The sequence below is a fragment of the Micromonospora sp. WMMD987 genome (assembly GCF_029581435.1).
Taxonomy (GTDB): Bacteria; Actinomycetota; Actinomycetes; order Mycobacteriales; family Micromonosporaceae; genus Micromonospora; species Micromonospora rifamycinica.
Window position 1 is genome coordinate 6135477 of the sequence record NZ_CP120861.1, and the last position, 15885, is coordinate 6151361.

Genomic DNA, 15885 nt, shown 5'->3' on the forward strand with positions numbered 1-15885 from the left:
GTCGCGCCCCCCGTCCCGGCCGCCCCGTCGATCATGAGGCTAGCGGCCGCCCGCCCGGACCGGACGTCGTGGGAGCCGACCGGCGGTCCCCGACCGGATCGCCGGCCGGGGAGCCGACGTCAGGTGAGCCGGGCGGCCTGCACCGCCTCGGCGGTGACCTCGGTGAGCCGGTCGGTGGGCAGGGCGCCCAGCTCCTCCCGGGCGAACCAGCGCGCCTCGCAGGTGGAACCGCCCACGTCGGTGACGGTCGGCGGGGCAGGCTGGTCGACCATCACCCGGTAGAAGGCCCGCACGCCGTGCCAGTCGATCGGATAGCCCTCCGGGCCGAGCGAGGCGGCGTCGCGGTGGCTGGCCACCCCGAGCAGCTCGACCAGCCGGCCGGTCTGCCCGGTCTCCTCGACCAGCTCACGGATCAGCGCCGCACCCGGCTGCTCGCCGTAGTCGGTGCCGCCGCCGGGCAGGTGCCAGCAGCCCGCGCCCGGGTAGCCGTCGGAGACCCGGGTCAGCAGCACCCGGCCCGCCGGGTCGGTGGCCACCGCGTACGCGGCGAAGCGCTGCGCGCGGTGCAGCCCGTCCGGACCGGGCACGGCGTAGAAGGAGGGGAACTCGGGAGCCTCGTCGGGCACCACGTCGGCCGAGGAGGCCGGCAGCCCGAGGGCGCGGGCGGTGAAGGCCCGCAACGGCAGCTCCCGCGCCTCGTCGAGGGTGTGCCAGCGGGCCAGGTCGGTGGAGCGGTCCACCCGGTCGGTGAGGGTGCCGCCGCGCACCGAGACCTGGTAGATCAGGCGATCGGTGTGGATGGTGATGCGCCGCTCGGGCAGGGCGCGCATGTCGGCCAGGACGTCCGCCAGGCCACCGACGGCGACCGAGAGGCCCGTCTCGGCGGCGGTCTCCCGGACGACGGTGTGGTTAGGGTCCTCGCCGTGGTCGACCGCCCCACCGGGCAGGGACCAAACGCCGGGGGTGCCGGAGCGCTCCGATGCGCGGACCAGCAACACTCGGCCGACTGAATCTGCACAGACTGCATATGCCGCGATCCTGCGGAGCGGCTCCAGCAAGGTGGTCACGGAGCCAAATTCTCCCCGGGTCGCGTTACCGACGCGGAAAAGAGTCGGATTCCTGACTCAGGGCTGGCTACTCAGGGGTCGATCAGGGTAGGTCTCCGGGCGGTCACCGAGGTCGGCGGGGCGGCCGGCGCGGACCGTGGAGACATGACCTCGACGAACACCCACCACGCCCCGTACAAGCAGCTCCGCAGGCCGACCACCGACCGGATGGTGGCCGGCGTCGCCAGCGGCCTCGGCCGCTACTTCGCCGTCGACCCCACCCTGGTCCGGGTGTTGTTCGCGGTGGCGACCCTGGTCACCGGCGGTCTCGCCGCGCTGGCGTACCCGATCATGTGGTTCCTGATGCCGGAGGAGCCGGCCGGCGCACCGGCCTGGCCACACCCGACGGACCCGGCGGCGCAGCCGGCGACGACGGCTCCGACCACCTGGCCGCACCCGGCGGCCCCGACCACCTGGCCGCAGCCGGCCGGGCCGACCACCGGACCCCAGCCGGCCGGGCCGACCACCGGGCCGCAGCCGACCGGGCCGCAGCCGACCGGGCTGCAGCCGCCGACGACCCCGCCGACGGCCGGCTGAGCCGGCTCACTCCCACTCGATGGTGCCCGGCGGCTTGCTGGTCACGTCCAGGACCACCCGGTTGACCTCGGCGACCTCGTTGGTGATCCGGGTGGAGATCCGGGCCACCACCTCGTAGGGCAGCCGGGACCAGTCGGCGGTCATCGCGTCCTCGCTGGAGACCGGGCGCAGCACCACGGGATGCCCGTAGCTGCGCCCGTCACCCTGCACCCCGACGCTGCGCACGTCGGCCAGGAGCACCACCGGGAACTGCCAGACACCCCGGTCCAGGCCGGCGGCCGTCAGCTCCTCCCGGGCGATCAGGTCGGCCTGGCGCAGCAGGTCCAGCCGCTCCCGGTCGACCGCGCCGATGATCCGGATGGCCAGGCCCGGCCCCGGGAACGGATGCCGCCAGACCATCGCCTCGGGCAGGCCCAGCTGGAGCCCGAGCGCCCGGACCTCGTCCTTGAACAGCGTGCGCAACGGCTCGACCAGGGCGAACCTCAGGTCGTCCGGAAGGCCGCCGACGTTGTGGTGGCTCTTGATGTTGGCGGTGCCGGTGCCGCCGCCGGACTCCACCACGTCCGGGTAGAGGGTGCCCTGCACCAGGAACTCGACGTCCCCGTGCGCGGCGACCTCACGGGCGGCGGCCTCGAAGACCCGGATGAACTCCCGGCCGATGATCTTCCGCTTCTGCTCGGGGTCGGTCACCCCGGCCAGCGCGCCGAGGAACCGCTCGGCCGCGTCCACCACCTTGAGCTTGATCCCGGTCGCCGCCACGTAGTCCTTCTCCACCTGCTCGGCCTCACCGGCCCGCAGCAGGCCGTGGTCGACGAAGACGCAGGTGAGCTGGTCCCCCACCGCGCGGTGGACCAGCGCGGCGGCGACCGCCGAGTCGACCCCGCCGGACAGGCCGCAGATGACCTCCTTGTCACCGACCTGGGCGCGGATCCGGGCCACCTGCTCGTCGATGATGTTCTGCGGCGTCCAGGTGGGCTCGATGCCGGCGATGTCGTAGAGGAAGCGCCGCAGCATCTCCTGACCCTGCGCGGTGTGCCCCACCTCGGGGTGGAACTGCACACCGGCCCGACGACCGGCCAGGTCCTCGAAGGCGGCGACCGGGGCACCCGCCGACTCGGCGGTCACCGTGAAACCGGCCGGGGCCTCGGTCACCGCGTCGCCGTGGCTCATCCAGACCGGCAGGTCCGCCGGCAGGTCCCGCAGCAGCACCCCCGGGTCGAGCAGCCGGGGCCGCAGCGGGGTGCCGCCGTACTCCCGGTTACCGGTCCGGGCGACCGTGCCACCGAGGGCCTGGGCCATCGCCTGGAAGCCGTAGCAGATGCCGAAGACCGGCACGCCCGCGTCGAAGAGCCCGGCGTCGATCTGCGGGGCGTCCGGGGCGTAGACGCTGGACGGGCCGCCGGACAGGATGATCGCGGCCGGATCCTTCGCCAGCATCTCGGCGACCGGCATGGAGTGCGGGACGATCTCCGAATAGACCTTCGCCTCGCGCACCCGGCGCGCGATGAGCTGGGCGTACTGGGCTCCGAAGTCCACCACGAGGACGGGGCGAGGCGTGCTCATGCGCGCAAAGCCTACCGACAGTCACTCCCCGCCCCGGGCGCGGGCCGCCCCGGGCCCGCCGGGCCACGTCACCGCGGCCCACCGCGCAGCGCGCCGGGGGCGTCCGCCGGGACCGCCGGGTGCCGCGGCGGCACCGCCTCCACCCGGGTGTACGCCGACCCGAGCGGCGGCCGGGGGTCCGGTCCACCCTTGTTCGGCCAGTACGACATCGCCCGTTCCGCCTGCGCGGTGATCGTCAGCGACGGGTTGACACCGAGGTTCGCCGAGACCGCCGCCCCGTCGACCACGTGCAGCCCCGGATGGCCGTGCACCCGGTGCCACGGATCGACCACCCCCTCGGCGGCGGTGACACCGATCACCGCCCCGCCGAGGATGTGCGCGGTCAGGGGGATGTCGAACGGCTCGGTCAACGCCCCGCCGGGGGTGCCGTCGATCTCGTCGGCGAGCAGCCGGACCGCCTCGTTGCCGGCCGGGATCCAGGTCGGACTGGGTACGCCGTGCCCGGGGCCGGAGACCAGCCGCCGCCGGCCCAGCCGTCCCCGCCGCCAGTGGGTGGTCAGCGAGTTGTCCACCGACTGCATCACCAGCGCGATCACCGTCCGCTCCGACCAGCGGCGTACCGAGAGCAGTCGGACGGCCTGCCGGGGCTGCCGGGCGAGCCCGCCCAGCCAGCGCCGGAGCCGGTGCGGCCCACCGTCGACCAGCAGCGACTGGAGCAGTCCCATCGCGTTGGCCCCCCGGCCGTAACGGACCGGCTCGACGTGGGTCCGCGGATCGGGGTGGAACGAACTGGTGATCGCCACCCCGTCGGTGAAGTCCAGGCCCCGCCGCCGGGCCTGCCGGCGGCCCACCGACGCGCCGAGGATCGCCTCCGAGTTGGTCCGGGTCAACTCGCCGAGGCGCTCCGACAGGTGGGGCAGCGCACCGGTCCGCCGCATCTCGTGCAGCAGCCGCTGGGTGCCGAGCGCGCCGGCCGCGAAGACCACCTGGTCGGCCCGGAACACCTGAGGACGCCGTGACCAGCCCCCGGTGCGGACGGCGTGCACCCGGTAGCCCCCGTCGGCGGCCGGGTGCACGGCGGTGACCGTGGTCAACGGATGGACCCGGACGCCGAGCCGTTCGGCCAGCCACAGATAGTTCTTGACCAGGGTGTTCTTGGCCCCGTGCCGGCAGCCGGTCAGGCACGATCCGCAGTGCGTGCAGCCGGTGCGCTCCGGTCCCGCCCCACCGAAGTACGGGTCGGCCACCCGGTGACCGGGACGGCCCAGGTGCACCCCCACCGGCGTCGGCCCGAAGGTGTGCCCGACCCCCATCCGTTCGGCCACCGCCCGCATCGCCCGGTCCGCCGCGGTGTGCCGTGGGTACCTGGTCACCCCGAGCATCCGGCTGGCCTGGTCGTAGTGGGGGGCGAGTTCGGCCCGCCAGTCGGTGACGTCGCACCACTGCGGGTCGGTGTAGAAGGCGTCCGGCGGCTCGTAGAGGGTGTTGGCGTAGACCAGCGAGCCGCCGCCCACCCCGGCCCCGGAGAGCACCAGCACACCACCGCCGGCCTTCCGGTCGGCCGGGCGGAGCAGGGTGATCCGTTGCAGCCCGTAACAGCCGAGCCGGGGTGCCCAGAGGAACCGGCGCAGCCGCCAGGAGGTCTGCGGGAACTCGTCGTCGGCGAACCGGCGGCCCGCCTCCAGCACCCCGACGGAGTAGCCCTTCTCCGCCAGCCGCAGCGCGGCGACGCTGCCGCCGAAGCCGGATCCGATGACGAGCACGTCGTACCGCATGACCGCATCATTACCGGCGGGTAGCCATCGCGCCAGTGCCGGATTTCGCGCGATCATGCTGACCGTCGCCGACCGCAACCCGGGGGGCCGGTCGAAGCGTTGTGCAGACGGGGGTGGCGAGCGATGACTCAGGAAACCGGAACGGGACGCCCACGTTGGGTGTGGGGGCTGGCCGCCCTGGGCGTGGTCGTCCTGGTGGCGGTGGTCGCCCTGGTGGTGACCCGGACGGTCCGCGACGACGACGGGGCACGACGGACGGCCGGCCCGGTCGCCACCACCGCCAGCCCGACCCCGACCCCCAGCCCGACCCCGCCCCCCGGGGCGGCCGTCACCGGCCCGCTCAACCTGCTCCTGGTCGGGGTGGACACCCGGGTCAGCGTGCCCGGCTGGGAACCGCACGGCGATTCGGTGCTGGTGCTGCACGTGCCGGCCGGACTGGACCGGGCGTACCTCTTCTCGCTCCCCCGCGACCTGGTGGTCGACATCCCGGCGTTCCCGAAGTCGGGGTACAAGGGCGGCCGGACCAAGCTCACCCATGCCATGAGCTACGGCAGCCGGGTGCCGGGCAAACCCCAGAAGCCGAGCGCCGCGCAGGGGTACGAGCTGCTGCGCAGCACCGTCGCCGGGTACACCGGGCTGCGCTTCGACGCCGGCGCGGTGATCACCTTCAACGGCTTCGACCGGCTGGTCGACACCCTCGGCGGGGTGGACCTCTACGTCGACCAGCGGGTTCCCTCGCTGCACCGCAGGCCGGACGGCAGGTACCGCGACCCGGCCCCCGGCGGCGGCGGGTACACCGGCCCGCAGATGGTCTACGAGAAGGGCGAACGGCACCTCAACGGCTGGCAGGCGTTGGACTACGCCCGGCAGCGCTACATCGCCGGCGGGGACTACGCCCGGCAACGGCACCAGCAGCAGCTCCTCCGGGCGCTGGCCAGCAAGATCCTCGGCGAGAACCTGGCCCGCGAGCCCGACCGGGTGGAGCAGGTGGTGGCCGCGCTCGGCGACACCCTGGTCTACGCGGGCGGTCCGCGCATCGTCGACCTGGCGTACGCGCTGGGCGGTATGAGCGCCGACCGGATCACCCTGGTCGGGCTGCCCGGCGACGGGGTGGGCAAGGGCAGCGGCTACCGGGGTGAGCAGCTCACCAAGGTCGGCAAGGGCTTCCTGCCCGCACTCAGAGCCGGCCGGGCCGAGAGCTACCTGGACGCCCACCCCGAGCTGCGGGTGAAGAACTGACGACACCGGCCCGGCCACCCGGTCGGGGCTACCCCCGACGGTCCCGCGTCTCGACCGGCAGCGCGGTCAGCCGGCCCGGGTGGGGGCCGGGGGGCGTTCGGTGCCGTACAGCCAGGCGGCGAAGAGGTCGTCGAGCTGCTGTCCGGAGACCCGTTCGGCGGTGGCCACGAACTCGGCGGTGGTGGCGTTGCCGTTGCGCTTCTCCGCCACCCAGGTCCGCAGGATGCGGAAGAACGCGTCGTCACCGACCGTCACCCGCAGCGCGTGCACGGTCATCGCGCCCCGCTGGTAGACCGAGCTGCTGAACAGGTTCGCCACCCCGGGCGCTCCGGGCGGCACCCGCCAGAGCTGGTCGTCGGAGGAGACGTACTCCTGGTCGAAGGTGGCCTGCGCGGTGTCCCGGCCCTGGTGCTCGTTCCAGAGCCACTCGGTGTACGTGGCCAGCCCTTCGTTGAGCCAGATGTGCTCCCAGCGGGCCACCGTGATGCTGTCGCCGAACCACTGGTGGGCCAGTTCGTGCGCCACCACCTCGGTGTTCTCGCCGGCCCGGAAGAAGTTGGCCGAGTAGACCGGCCGGCTCTGCGTCTCCAGCGCGTACCGGATCCGGGGTTCGTCGACCACCACCCCGCCGTACGCCCCGAACGGGTACCGCCCGAAGATGCTCTCCAGGTGGTCGGCGACCTCCAGGGTGCGGGCGACCGACGCGTCGGCGGCCCCCCGGGGCAGGGTGCTGGCGACCGCGCTGAACACCGGCCTGCCCCGGTGCTCGCCGGTGGTGGTGCGGTACTTCCCGATCACCACCGTGCTCAGGTAGCTGGCCATCGGGGTGGTCTCGGACCAGCGCCACGTGGTCCAGCCGCCGGCTGCGGGACGCTGCCCCTCCGGCACGCCGTTGGCGACCGCCACCAGCCCCGCCGGCACGGTGATCTCGAAATCGTAGGTGGCCTTGTCGGAGGGGTGGTCGTTGACCGGGAACCAGGTGCTCGCCGACTCGGGTTGGCCGAGCGCGATCGCCCCGTCGGCGGTGTGCAGCCAACCGCCCTCCCCGATCGTCTCGTTGCGCAGCGGCACCGGACGGCCGTCGTAGCCGACCTCGACGGTGAAGGCCGCCCCGGCGCGGACCGGCGTGGCCGGGGTGACCACCAGCTCGGCTCCGGCGCGGGCGTGCCGGGCCGGCGTGCCGTCCACGGTCACCTCCCGCACCGTCAGGCCGGCCAGGTCGAGGTGGAACAGGGGAAGCCCGGCGGTGGCGGTGGCCCGCACGGTGGTGGTGCCGCGCAGCTCGTCGGTGGCGGGGTCGTAGCGGACCTTGAGGGTGTACCGGTCGACGTCGTAGCCGCTGTTGCCGGCGGTCGGGAAGTAGGGGTCACCGACGCCGGCCGGGCCGGGGGTCGGGCTGGACGTCGGCGTCGGCCGGGAGACCTTCCCCGGCCGGCGGTCGGCGGTGCAGCCGGCCAGGGTCAGCGACACGACCACCAGCAGCGCGAGGCCGCGCCGGCTCCGGCTCATGGCCACCCCGCACCCCCGTTCGCCGCCGCGCCGTGCGCGCAGCCTACCGAGCGCACCGGCCCCACGTACCCCGAACGGCGGACCGGTGCGCCCCGGGCCGTCGGGACCATGGCGACCGGCCGGACCCGGGCGGGTCCGGCCGGTCGCCGTGGCGGGTCAGCGGTCGAGGACCAGGCCGACCCGCTGGAACTCCTTCAGGTCGCGGTAGCCGCACTTGGCCATCGCCCGACGCAGCCCGCCGAAGAGGTTGAGCTGGCCGTCCGGCTCGTCGGCCGGGCCGAACAGCAGCCGCTCCATCTCCCCGAGCGACTCGCCGGCCACCTCGAACGCGCCACGCGGCAGCGACGGGTGGCTGGCCGCCGAGTGCCACCACGCGCCGCCGGCCGGGGCCTGGTCGCAGAGCGACAGCGGCTCGCCGAGCATCACCGCGTCCGCGCCGCAGCCGAGCGCCTTGGCGATGTCGCCGGAGGTCTGGATGTCACCGTCGGCGATCAGGTGGACGTAGCGTCCGCCCGTCTCGTCGAGGTAGTCGCGGCGGGCCGCGGCGGCGTCGGCGATCGCGGTGGCCATCGGCACCCGGATGCCGAGCACCGACTCGGTGGTCGACCAGTCGTCGCCGCCGATGCCGACGATCACCCCGGCAGCGCCGGTACGCATCAGGTGCAGCGCCGTCTTGTAGTCGGTGCAACCGCCGACGACCACCGGAAGGTCGAGGTCGGCGATGAACTCCTTGAGGTTCAGCGGCTCGTCGGTGGTCGAGACGTGCTCGGCCGAGACGATGGTGCCCTGGATGACCAGGATGTCGACGCCCGCGTCCAGGATCACCGGGGCCAGCGCCAGGGTGTGCTGCGGGGAGACCCGGACGGCCACCGTACCGCCGCCGGCCCGCAGCTCGCGGACCCGCTCGGCGATCAGTTCGGGGCGGATCGGCTCGGCGTAGACCTCCTGGAGCCGCTTGGTCGCGCGGGCGTCCTCGCCCAGACCGGCCAGTTCCTCCAGGATCTTGGTCGGGTTCTCGTACCGGGTCCAGAGGCCCTCGACGTTGAGCACGCCGAGGCCGCCGAGCTGGCCGAGCCGCACGGCCGAGGCGGGACTCATGGTGGCGTCCGACGGGTGACCGACACAGGGGATGTCGAACTGGTAGGCGTCGAGCTGCCAGCCGGTGGAGACGTCGTCGACGTCCCTGGTCCGCCGGCTGGGCACGATGGCGATGTCGTCCAGGTGGTAACCGCGCTGCGCGGTCTTGCCCAGCCCGATCTCGACCACGTCACGCATGAGGGACTCCAGGTGGTTGGGGGTGGTGGGTCAGCGGGTGTGGTAGTTGGGCGCCTCGACGGTCATCTGGATGTCGTGCGGGTGGCTCTCCTTCAGCCCGGCCGCGGTGATCCGGATGAGCTGGCCCCGGTGGTGCAGGTCGGTGATGTTCTCCGCGCCGGCGTACCCCATCGCCAGCCGGAGGCCGCCGACGAGCTGGTGGGCCACCCGGGACAGCGGCCCCCGGTACGGCACCTGGCCCTCCACGCCCTCCGGGACCAGCTTGTCGTCGCTGAGCACGTCCTGCTGGAAGTAGCGGTCCTTGCTGTACGACTTGGCCTGGCCCCGGGACTGCATCGCGCCCAGCGACCCCATCCCCCGGTACGCCTTGAACTGCTTGCCGTTGACGAAGATCAGCTCGCCGGGGCTCTCCTCGCAGCCGGCCAGCAGGCTGCCGAGCATCACCGTGTCGGCGCCGGCCACCAGGGCCTTGGCGATGTCGCCGGAGTACTGGATGCCGCCGTCGCCGATCACCGGGACGCCGGCCGGGCGGGCCGCGCGGGCCGCCTCCATGATCGCGGTCACCTGCGGCACCCCCACCCCGGCCACGATCCGGGTGGTGCAGATGGCACCCGGTCCGACGCCGACCTTGACCCCGTCGGCACCGGCCTCGACCAGGGCCTTCGCCCCGGCGTAGGTGGCCACGTTGCCGCCCACGATGTCGATCGTGACGTCGGCCTTGAGCCGGCGGACCATGTCCAGCACGGCCCGCTGGTGGCCGTGCGCGGTGTCCACGATCAGCACGTCGACGCCGGCGTCGACCAGGGTGCGGGCCCGCTTGTAGGCGTCCTCGCCCACGCCGATGGCGGCGGCGACCCGCAGCCGGCCGGCGTCGTCCTTGGTCGCCTCCGGGTACTGCTCGCTCTTGGTGAAGTCCTTCACGGTGATCAGGCCGCGCAGCCGGCCCGAGTCGTCCACGATCGGCAGCTTCTCGACCTTGTGCTGGCGCAGCAGCGCCAGCGCGTCGTCCTTGCTGACCCCCACCGGGGCGGTGACCAGGGGCGTCCGGGTCATGATCGTGTGGACCGGGGTGGTCGGGTCGGAGACGAAGCGCATGTCCCGGTTGGTGACGATGCCGACCAGCTGGCCGTCGCCGTCGACCACCGGGACACCGGAGATGCGGTAGCGACCGCACAGCTCGTCGACCTCGCGGAGGGTGTCCTCGGGGCTGGCCGTCACCGGGTTGGTGATCATGCCGGACTCGGAGCGCTTGACCAGGTCGACCTGGAGCGCCTGGTCCTCCAGGGAGAGGTTGCGGTGCAGGACGCCGATGCCGCCCTGGCGGGCCATGGCGATCGCCATCCGGGCCTCGGTGACGGTGTCCATCGCGCTGGACAGCAGCGGGATGGTCAGCTCGACGTTGCGGGTGAGCCGGGTGCGGGTGTTCACCCGGCTGGGCACCACGTCCGACTCGCCCGGCTGGAGCAGCACGTCGTCGAAGGTCAGACCGAGCGGCACCACCCGGGCCGACCCGGCGGGCAGTTCCGGCAGATGACCCGCGAACTCGCCGCTGTCGACGCCGGCCGGAAGATCGGTGCTGGGCGAATTCTCCACGATTGCTCCCCTGAGCTGCTCGAACGGGATTCAGCGAGGCGGCGCACGCGGCGACCGGCGCACGCCGGGGTGACGGCGAGTCGTCTCATCGTACCCACTGAGCTGGGCGGCCCTCGTCGGCGACCGGCCGACGCCGGCGTGACCACCGGGACCGCCGGGGGGCGCGTGCCGCGGGCGTTGGGTCTACGGTGAGGGGGTGCACGACGAGCCCATCGACCCGTTCAACGGCGACCCGGCCGATCCGGCTGCGGGGCTGGACGACCCGGGCGACGACGCCCCGCTCGACCCGCTGACCGAGGTCGAGCGGCAGGACGTGCTGGAAGACCTCGCCGACCTGGAGATCTACCAGGCCCTGCTGGCCCCGATCGGGGTCCGTGGACTGGTCATCGAGTGCGAGGACTGCCGCGAGCCGCACTACTTCGACTGGGACCTGCTCCGGGGCAACCTGCGCCACCTGCTCAGCTCGGGTCGGCCCCGGGTGCACGAGCCCGCCTACGATCCCGACCCCGACCACTACGTCACCTGGGACTACGCCCGTGGCTACGCCGACGGCGTGCACGACACGCTGACCGAGTCCACCGGCGACGAGGCCGACCCGGACGACTGACCGGTCGGTCCCCGCCGGAGGTCCGGACGGTTCAGGCCACCAGGCCGGCGCGGAAGCCGGCGGCCACGGCGTGCGCCCGGTCGCGGGCGCCGAGCTTGCGGAACAGCCGGCGGGCGTGCGTCTTGACGGTGTCCTCCGAGACGAACAGCTCCCGGCCGATCTCGGCGTTGCTCTTGCCCTCGGCCATACCGAGCAGCACCTGGAGCTCACGTTCGGTCAGCCCGACGGAACTCCGGCCGCCCCGTGCGCCGGAGGTCGGGCGCGGCAGCGTGCCGGTCGGCGTCGGCTCGGCCGCGTCGGTGTCCGGTTCCCCCTCGACCTCGTCGTCCCCCCGCTGCACGGGCACCACCGACGGCGCTCCGGATGGCCCCTCGGCCGCCGTCGGCGACCTGCCCGCTGCCGGCGCACGACCGGCGGCGGGTCGCGGTGGCGCACCGACCGCGGCGGTGTCCCGGGCCGGGTCGGCGACCCGGTGCCGGGCGGGCCGGCCGGGCGCGGAGAGCAGCAGCAGGGCCTTGGCCACCGCGCTGGTCAGGTCTTGGTCGGCACCCTGGATCAGACCCCGCGCCCCGGCGCTGATGGTGGCCGCCGCCGCCTCCGACTCCTCGGTGCCGAGCAGCAGCACCGCGGCCTGGGGCGCGCGGGCCAGCACCCGACGGACGAAGCCGGCGCTGTCCGGCCGGGTGAGCGCCGTGTCGGCGAGCACCACGTCGGCCGGACGCTCGGCGAGCCGCAGCATCACCTCGGGATCGGAGACGGCCGTCCGGACGACCGCAGCCAGGCCGAGCCGAGCCGCCGCGTTCGCCAACTGCTGCGCGGCGAGCGGTGTCCGAACGCATACGAGAACGGTACGCACGGTGTTCTCCTCTCCGGACACGAGCAGACCATGACGGGCCGCACCGGGGAGGAGGTTCCCGGCAATCCTCTGAACTTTTCCGACATTTGGGGCATCTAACGCAAGGTGCCCGGCTTTTCGATCTCAACACGTGTGAGCCGGCGAGGGTTCGGGTACCGAGGCTGCACGCCGGAAGCGCGGTACGCCAGCGCGGACCACAGCCCGGACGCCGGTTCAACGAGGATCTCCGCGGTGCCGCGCGGGAGGAGGGGTGCTGATGTCGAACGTACGCAGACTGCCCGGTCCCATCGTCGACCTGTGGGACTGGCAGCGTCTCGGTGCCTGCCGGGGCCGGGACAGCGCCCAGTTCTTCCACCCGGACGGCGAGCGGGGGTCGTCCCGGTTGCGCCGGGAGTCCAGCGCGAAGTCCGTCTGCGGGGGTTGCCCGGTCCGGGCCGAGTGTGCCGCCCACGCGCTGTCCGTCCGCGAGCCGTACGGCGTCTGGGGCGGGCTCAGCGAGTCGGAGCGGCTGCGGCTGCTCGCCCTCGGCTGGGAGGACCTGGCCGACCGGCGGCAGACCCGGGTCGACATCGCCCGCATGGAGGCCCGCCTCGGCGCTCCGCACAAGACCGCCGTCCCGGCCCAGCGCAAGATCGCCTGACCGACCCACCACACCTCGACGAGGCCGCACTCCGATCTCCGGAGCGCGGCCTCGTCGTTTCCCGGCCCATGGGTCGGCCGGCACAGGGAGCGGGGCGGGCCCGGTGATGCCGGACCCGCCCCTTCGTTCCATCCGACCCTGCTCCCGAGCCGTCGTGCGGCTCACCCGATGCGGCGTACGCCGGCGGTCACGGGAGTCAGGACCAGTGGGGTCGCACCTGCGTCACGCCATCAGCGCCGCAGGGTCAGCAGACCCGGCCGGTACGGCAGGAGGCCGTAGTCACCGCCCGAGTTCGTGGCGCGGCCCTGGTACAGCAGCTGCAGGTTGCACGGGTCGATCGTGTTCGTCTGGTCCGCGCTGGTGCGCAGCAGCTCGCCGTGGCTGATGTCGTTGGTCCAGGTGGCGCCGCTGTTGGCCTTGCCCGCGAACGGGTTGTTGTAGGTCGTCGCGTTCGGCGTCCAGGTGCCGCCCAGGCTGGTCGCCGTGAACGAGCGGAAGTAGCGCTCCCAGCCGCTGGTCCTGGCCTCGATGATCATCAGGTACTGGTTGCGGCCCGCGACCTTGTAGACCTGCGGCGCCTCGAAGATGTTCTCCGAGGTGTCGCTCATGATGGTCGTGTAGTTGGAGCCGAAGCTGCCCGGGAAGTTCCCGATCGGCATGACCTGCCGGTAGATCTTGCCGTTGTCACCGGCGAAGAACAGGTACATGTTCTGGTCGTCGCCGATGATCGTCTGGTCGATCACGCCGGTGCCGGAGTCAGTGATCTTCGCGGTCGACAGGGTCTGCGCGGCCGACCAGCCGTTGGCGTTGGCCGGGTTGGTCGACGTGCGGTACGAGAACGACGTCGGGCCCCACTGGTGGGCGAGAATCCAGATGTTCTTCGGCGCGAAGTAGAACAGCGACGGCGCGACGGTGCTCTGGCTCATGGTGTTCTGGGGGGCCGTGGCGAGCTGGTTGAGGTTGTCGACCAGGCCGAAGTTCATCGAACCCCAGCCGCCGGTGGCGCTGCTGCTGTGGGTGGTGGCGTACACCAACTGCTTGCCCTGGTAGGGGGCGATGGTGAAGTCCTTGAGCGACGCCCAGCCGGCCTTCGGCTGCGCCAGCGGACCGGTCGACGACCAGCGGTAGGTGGTCGGCAGGGAGCAGTTGCTCGGCGGCGGGGTGGTCGGCGGGGGCGTGGTCGGCGGCGGGGTCGTGGGGGGCGGGGTGGTCGGCGGCGGCGTGGTCGGGGGCGGCGTGGTCGGGTTCGGGCCGCCGTTGCAGGCCACCCCGTTGAGCGCGAAGCTGGTCGGGACGGGGTTGCTCGACGTCCAGGCCCCGTTGAAGCCGAACGACACCGAGCCGTTGGTCGGGATCGCGCCGTTGTAGCTCACGTTCTTGGCGGTCACCGCCGAGCCGCTCTGCGTCACGGTGGCGTTCCATGCCTGCGTCACCGACTGCCCGGAGCCGAAGGACCAGGTCAGGGTCCAGCTGCTCAGCGCGTCGCCCAGGTTGGTGATCGCGACGTTGGCGCCGAAGCCACCGCCCCACTCCGAGGACACGGTGTAGTTCACCGAACAACCCGCCGCCGCGGCACCCGCCGGCAACGCGGTGACGATCGATGCCGATGCCAGCATTGCGACACCGGCCGAGACCAGGCCGACATTGGCCGATCTGGATCTGGACATAAAACATCCTCCTGACGGGACGGGACGTGCACATTGGTGGTGGTTGCTGTTAGGTGAACGTTAACAGTCGCATCAGGGATGTTACGGGAGCGCTCCCACAGCCTCAACCCTCGATATCACGGAGGATTTTCCATCCATCAACATATCGATCATGCTTGATGACTGACAGGTGGCGGGAAATCAGCGGACGGTAACCTTCACCCGGTGCCAGCCGGTCGCTCCGTCCGGGGCGACCGGCGCGGTCAACGGGGTCTGCGTCTCGCCGTCCCGGTCGGTCGCCCGCACCTGGAGGGTGTGCTCACCCGGGGTCGCCGACCAGCGCCAGGACCACTGCACCCAGGTGTCCACCGACACCGCCGGGGCGAGGGTCGCCTCCTGCCACGCGCCGCCGTCGACGCGCACCTCGACCCGGCTGATCCCCCGGTGCTGCGCCCAGGCCACCCCGGCCACCGTCACCTCGCCCGTGGTGAGCCGATTACGCGCGCGGGGGGTGTCGATCCGCGACTGCGTCTTCACCGGCCCCTGCGCCGACCAGCCACGCGGCACCCAGTACGCGTCGAAGTCGGCGAAGCTGGTCAGTTCCAGCTCGGTCACCCACTTGCAGGCCGACACGTACCCGTAGAGACCGGGCACCACCATCCGTACCGGGAACCCGTGCTCGACCGGCAGCGGCTCGCCGTTCATCCCCACCGCCAGCAGGGCGTCCCGCCCGTCGCGCAGCGCCGCCGTCGGGGTGCCGCAGGTCCAGCCGTCGACCGAGCGGCCGACCACCTGGTCGGCCCCCTCCTCCGGTTCCGCCTCGTCGAGCAGTTCCTTGATCGGTACCCCCAGCCAGCGGGCATTGCCGATCAGGTCCCCGCCCACCTCGTTGGAGACGCAGGCCAGGGTCACGTACCGCTCGACCATCGGCCGGGCCAGCAACTCGGCGAAGGTCAACTCGATCGGGTTGCGCACCCGACCGTGGATGCGCAGCCGCCAGGTCTCCGGGTCGACCTGCGGCACCACCAGCGCCGTGTCGATCCGGTAGAAGCCGCCGTTCGGGGTGGTGTAGGGCGCGAGCTGGGCCAGGGACAGGTCCGCGCCGGCCGGCACCGGCGGCGCCACCGCCGACGGGGTGGGCAGGGCGACCGCCTCCCGGGCCGCCGACACACCCCGTCGGCCGGCGAGCCAGTGCCCGCCCAGCCCCACCACCGTCGCCGCGCCCGCGAGCAGACCGGCCCCGCGCAGGAAGCGCCGCCGGGATTCCGGGTCGCCCGGCTCCGACGGTTCCCGCCCGAGCGCCCGGGTCGGCCCGGTGGCGGACGACTCGACCGCCGGGACCGGCACGGTGGCGGACGACTCGACCGCCGGGGTCGGCGCGGTGGCCGACGGCTCGACCGCCGGGGTCGGCGCGGTGGCCGACGACTCGACCGCCGGGGTCGGCGCGGTGGCCGACGACTCGACCGCCGGGGTCGGCGCGGTGGCCGACGGCTCGACCGCCGGGGTCGGCGCGGTGGCCGACGGCTCGACCGCCGGGGC

12 protein-coding genes and 1 pseudogene are annotated in these 15885 nt (G+C 73.2%); 4 read left to right on the forward strand and 9 right to left on the reverse strand.

Going from position 1 to position 15885, the window contains the following annotated elements; translation table 11 throughout:
- Positions 1–119: 119 nt before the first annotated feature.
- A complete protein-coding gene (locus O7612_RS26005) occupies positions 120–1067 on the reverse strand; it encodes an NUDIX hydrolase (RefSeq protein ID WP_282268177.1) in 948 nt (315 codons plus the stop codon).
- A gap of 144 nt (positions 1068–1211) precedes the next feature.
- On the opposite strand from O7612_RS26005, the gene O7612_RS26010 reads away from it, so the two are divergent.
- Positions 1212–1643, forward strand: coding sequence for a PspC domain-containing protein (locus O7612_RS26010; protein WP_282268179.1), 432 nt, complete (start codon positions 1212–1214; stop codon positions 1641–1643).
- 6 nt (positions 1644–1649) lie between these two features.
- Here the strand turns inward: O7612_RS26010 and guaA are convergent, their stop codons facing one another.
- Together guaA and O7612_RS26020 are read right to left on the reverse strand one after the other, a co-directional pair.
- Complete coding sequence (gene guaA, locus O7612_RS26015; RefSeq protein WP_282268182.1) at positions 1650–3206, reverse strand: glutamine-hydrolyzing GMP synthase; 1557 nt, start codon at positions 3204–3206, stop codon at positions 1650–1652.
- Positions 3207–3274: 68 nt separating this feature from the next.
- Complete coding sequence (locus O7612_RS26020) at positions 3275–4981, reverse strand: GMC family oxidoreductase (protein WP_282268184.1); 1707 nt, start codon at positions 4979–4981, stop codon at positions 3275–3277.
- 123 nt (positions 4982–5104) lie between these two features.
- On the opposite strand from O7612_RS26020, the gene O7612_RS26025 reads away from it, so the two are divergent.
- On the forward strand, positions 5105–6220 hold the full coding sequence (locus O7612_RS26025; RefSeq protein ID WP_282268185.1) for an LCP family protein: 1116 nt from the start codon (positions 5105–5107) through the stop codon (positions 6218–6220).
- A gap of 66 nt (positions 6221–6286) precedes the next feature.
- On the opposite strand, the gene O7612_RS26030 is transcribed toward O7612_RS26025, so the two are convergent.
- The 3 genes from O7612_RS26030 to guaB all read right to left on the reverse strand — a co-directional run bounded on the left by O7612_RS26030 (position 6287) and on the right by guaB (position 10597).
- Positions 6287–7729, reverse strand: coding sequence for a M1 family metallopeptidase (locus O7612_RS26030; protein ID WP_282268187.1), 1443 nt, complete (start codon positions 7727–7729; stop codon positions 6287–6289).
- Between the two features lie 156 nt (positions 7730–7885).
- Complete coding sequence (locus O7612_RS26035; protein ID WP_282268189.1) at positions 7886–9004, reverse strand: GuaB3 family IMP dehydrogenase-related protein; 1119 nt, start codon at positions 9002–9004, stop codon at positions 7886–7888.
- A gap of 30 nt (positions 9005–9034) precedes the next feature.
- Positions 9035–10597 (reverse strand): IMP dehydrogenase, encoded by a 1563-nt coding sequence (gene guaB, locus O7612_RS26040; RefSeq protein ID WP_282268191.1) that lies wholly within the window; start codon positions 10595–10597, stop codon positions 9035–9037.
- Positions 10598–10793: 196 nt separating this feature from the next.
- Here guaB and O7612_RS26045 point away from each other — a divergent pair, with 196 nt between their 5' ends.
- Positions 10794–11204 (forward strand): DUF5319 domain-containing protein, encoded by a 411-nt coding sequence (locus O7612_RS26045; RefSeq protein WP_067309774.1) that lies wholly within the window; start codon positions 10794–10796, stop codon positions 11202–11204.
- Positions 11205–11235: 31 nt separating this feature from the next.
- Here the strand turns inward: O7612_RS26045 and O7612_RS26050 are convergent, their stop codons facing one another.
- On the reverse strand, positions 11236–12060 hold the full coding sequence (locus O7612_RS26050; protein WP_282268194.1) for a helix-turn-helix transcriptional regulator: 825 nt from the start codon (positions 12058–12060) through the stop codon (positions 11236–11238).
- Between the two features lie 256 nt (positions 12061–12316).
- Between O7612_RS26050 and O7612_RS26055 the strand changes: the two genes are divergently transcribed.
- The gene (locus O7612_RS26055; RefSeq protein ID WP_067315890.1) at positions 12317–12700 is read left to right on the forward strand and encodes a WhiB family transcriptional regulator; all 384 of its coding nucleotides are present in this window, start codon (positions 12317–12319) and stop codon (positions 12698–12700) included.
- Positions 12701–12930: 230 nt separating this feature from the next.
- On the opposite strand, the gene O7612_RS26060 is transcribed toward O7612_RS26055, so the two are convergent.
- Both O7612_RS26060 and O7612_RS29515 read right to left on the reverse strand, forming a co-directional pair.
- The gene (locus O7612_RS26060) at positions 12931–14367 is read right to left on the reverse strand and encodes a non-reducing end alpha-L-arabinofuranosidase family hydrolase (RefSeq protein WP_282268199.1); all 1437 of its coding nucleotides are present in this window, start codon (positions 14365–14367) and stop codon (positions 12931–12933) included.
- Positions 14368–14547: 180 nt separating this feature from the next.
- Positions 14548–15615: pseudogene (locus O7612_RS29515) on the reverse strand (molybdopterin-dependent oxidoreductase); the annotation flags it as partial.
- Positions 15616–15885 lie beyond the last annotated feature (270 nt).

Coding starts and splice junctions, on each gene's coding strand:
- O7612_RS26010 (WP_282268179.1), top strand. CDS start 1,212: ATGACCTCGACGAACACCCACCACGCCCCGTACAAGCAGCTCCGCAGG.
- guaA (WP_282268182.1), bottom strand. CDS start 3,206: ATGAGCACGCCTCGCCCCGTCCTCGTGGTGGACTTCGGAGCCCAGTAC.
- O7612_RS26020 (WP_282268184.1), bottom strand. CDS start 4,981: ATGCGGTACGACGTGCTCGTCATCGGATCCGGCTTCGGCGGCAGCGTC.
- O7612_RS26025 (WP_282268185.1), top strand. CDS start 5,105: ATGACTCAGGAAACCGGAACGGGACGCCCACGTTGGGTGTGGGGGCTG.
- O7612_RS26030 (WP_282268187.1), bottom strand. CDS start 7,729: ATGAGCCGGAGCCGGCGCGGCCTCGCGCTGCTGGTGGTCGTGTCGCTG.
- O7612_RS26035 (WP_282268189.1), bottom strand. CDS start 9,004: ATGCGTGACGTGGTCGAGATCGGGCTGGGCAAGACCGCGCAGCGCGGT.
- O7612_RS26055 (WP_067315890.1), top strand. CDS start 12,317: ATGTCGAACGTACGCAGACTGCCCGGTCCCATCGTCGACCTGTGGGAC.
- O7612_RS26060 (WP_282268199.1), bottom strand. CDS start 14,367: ATGTCCAGATCCAGATCGGCCAATGTCGGCCTGGTCTCGGCCGGTGTC.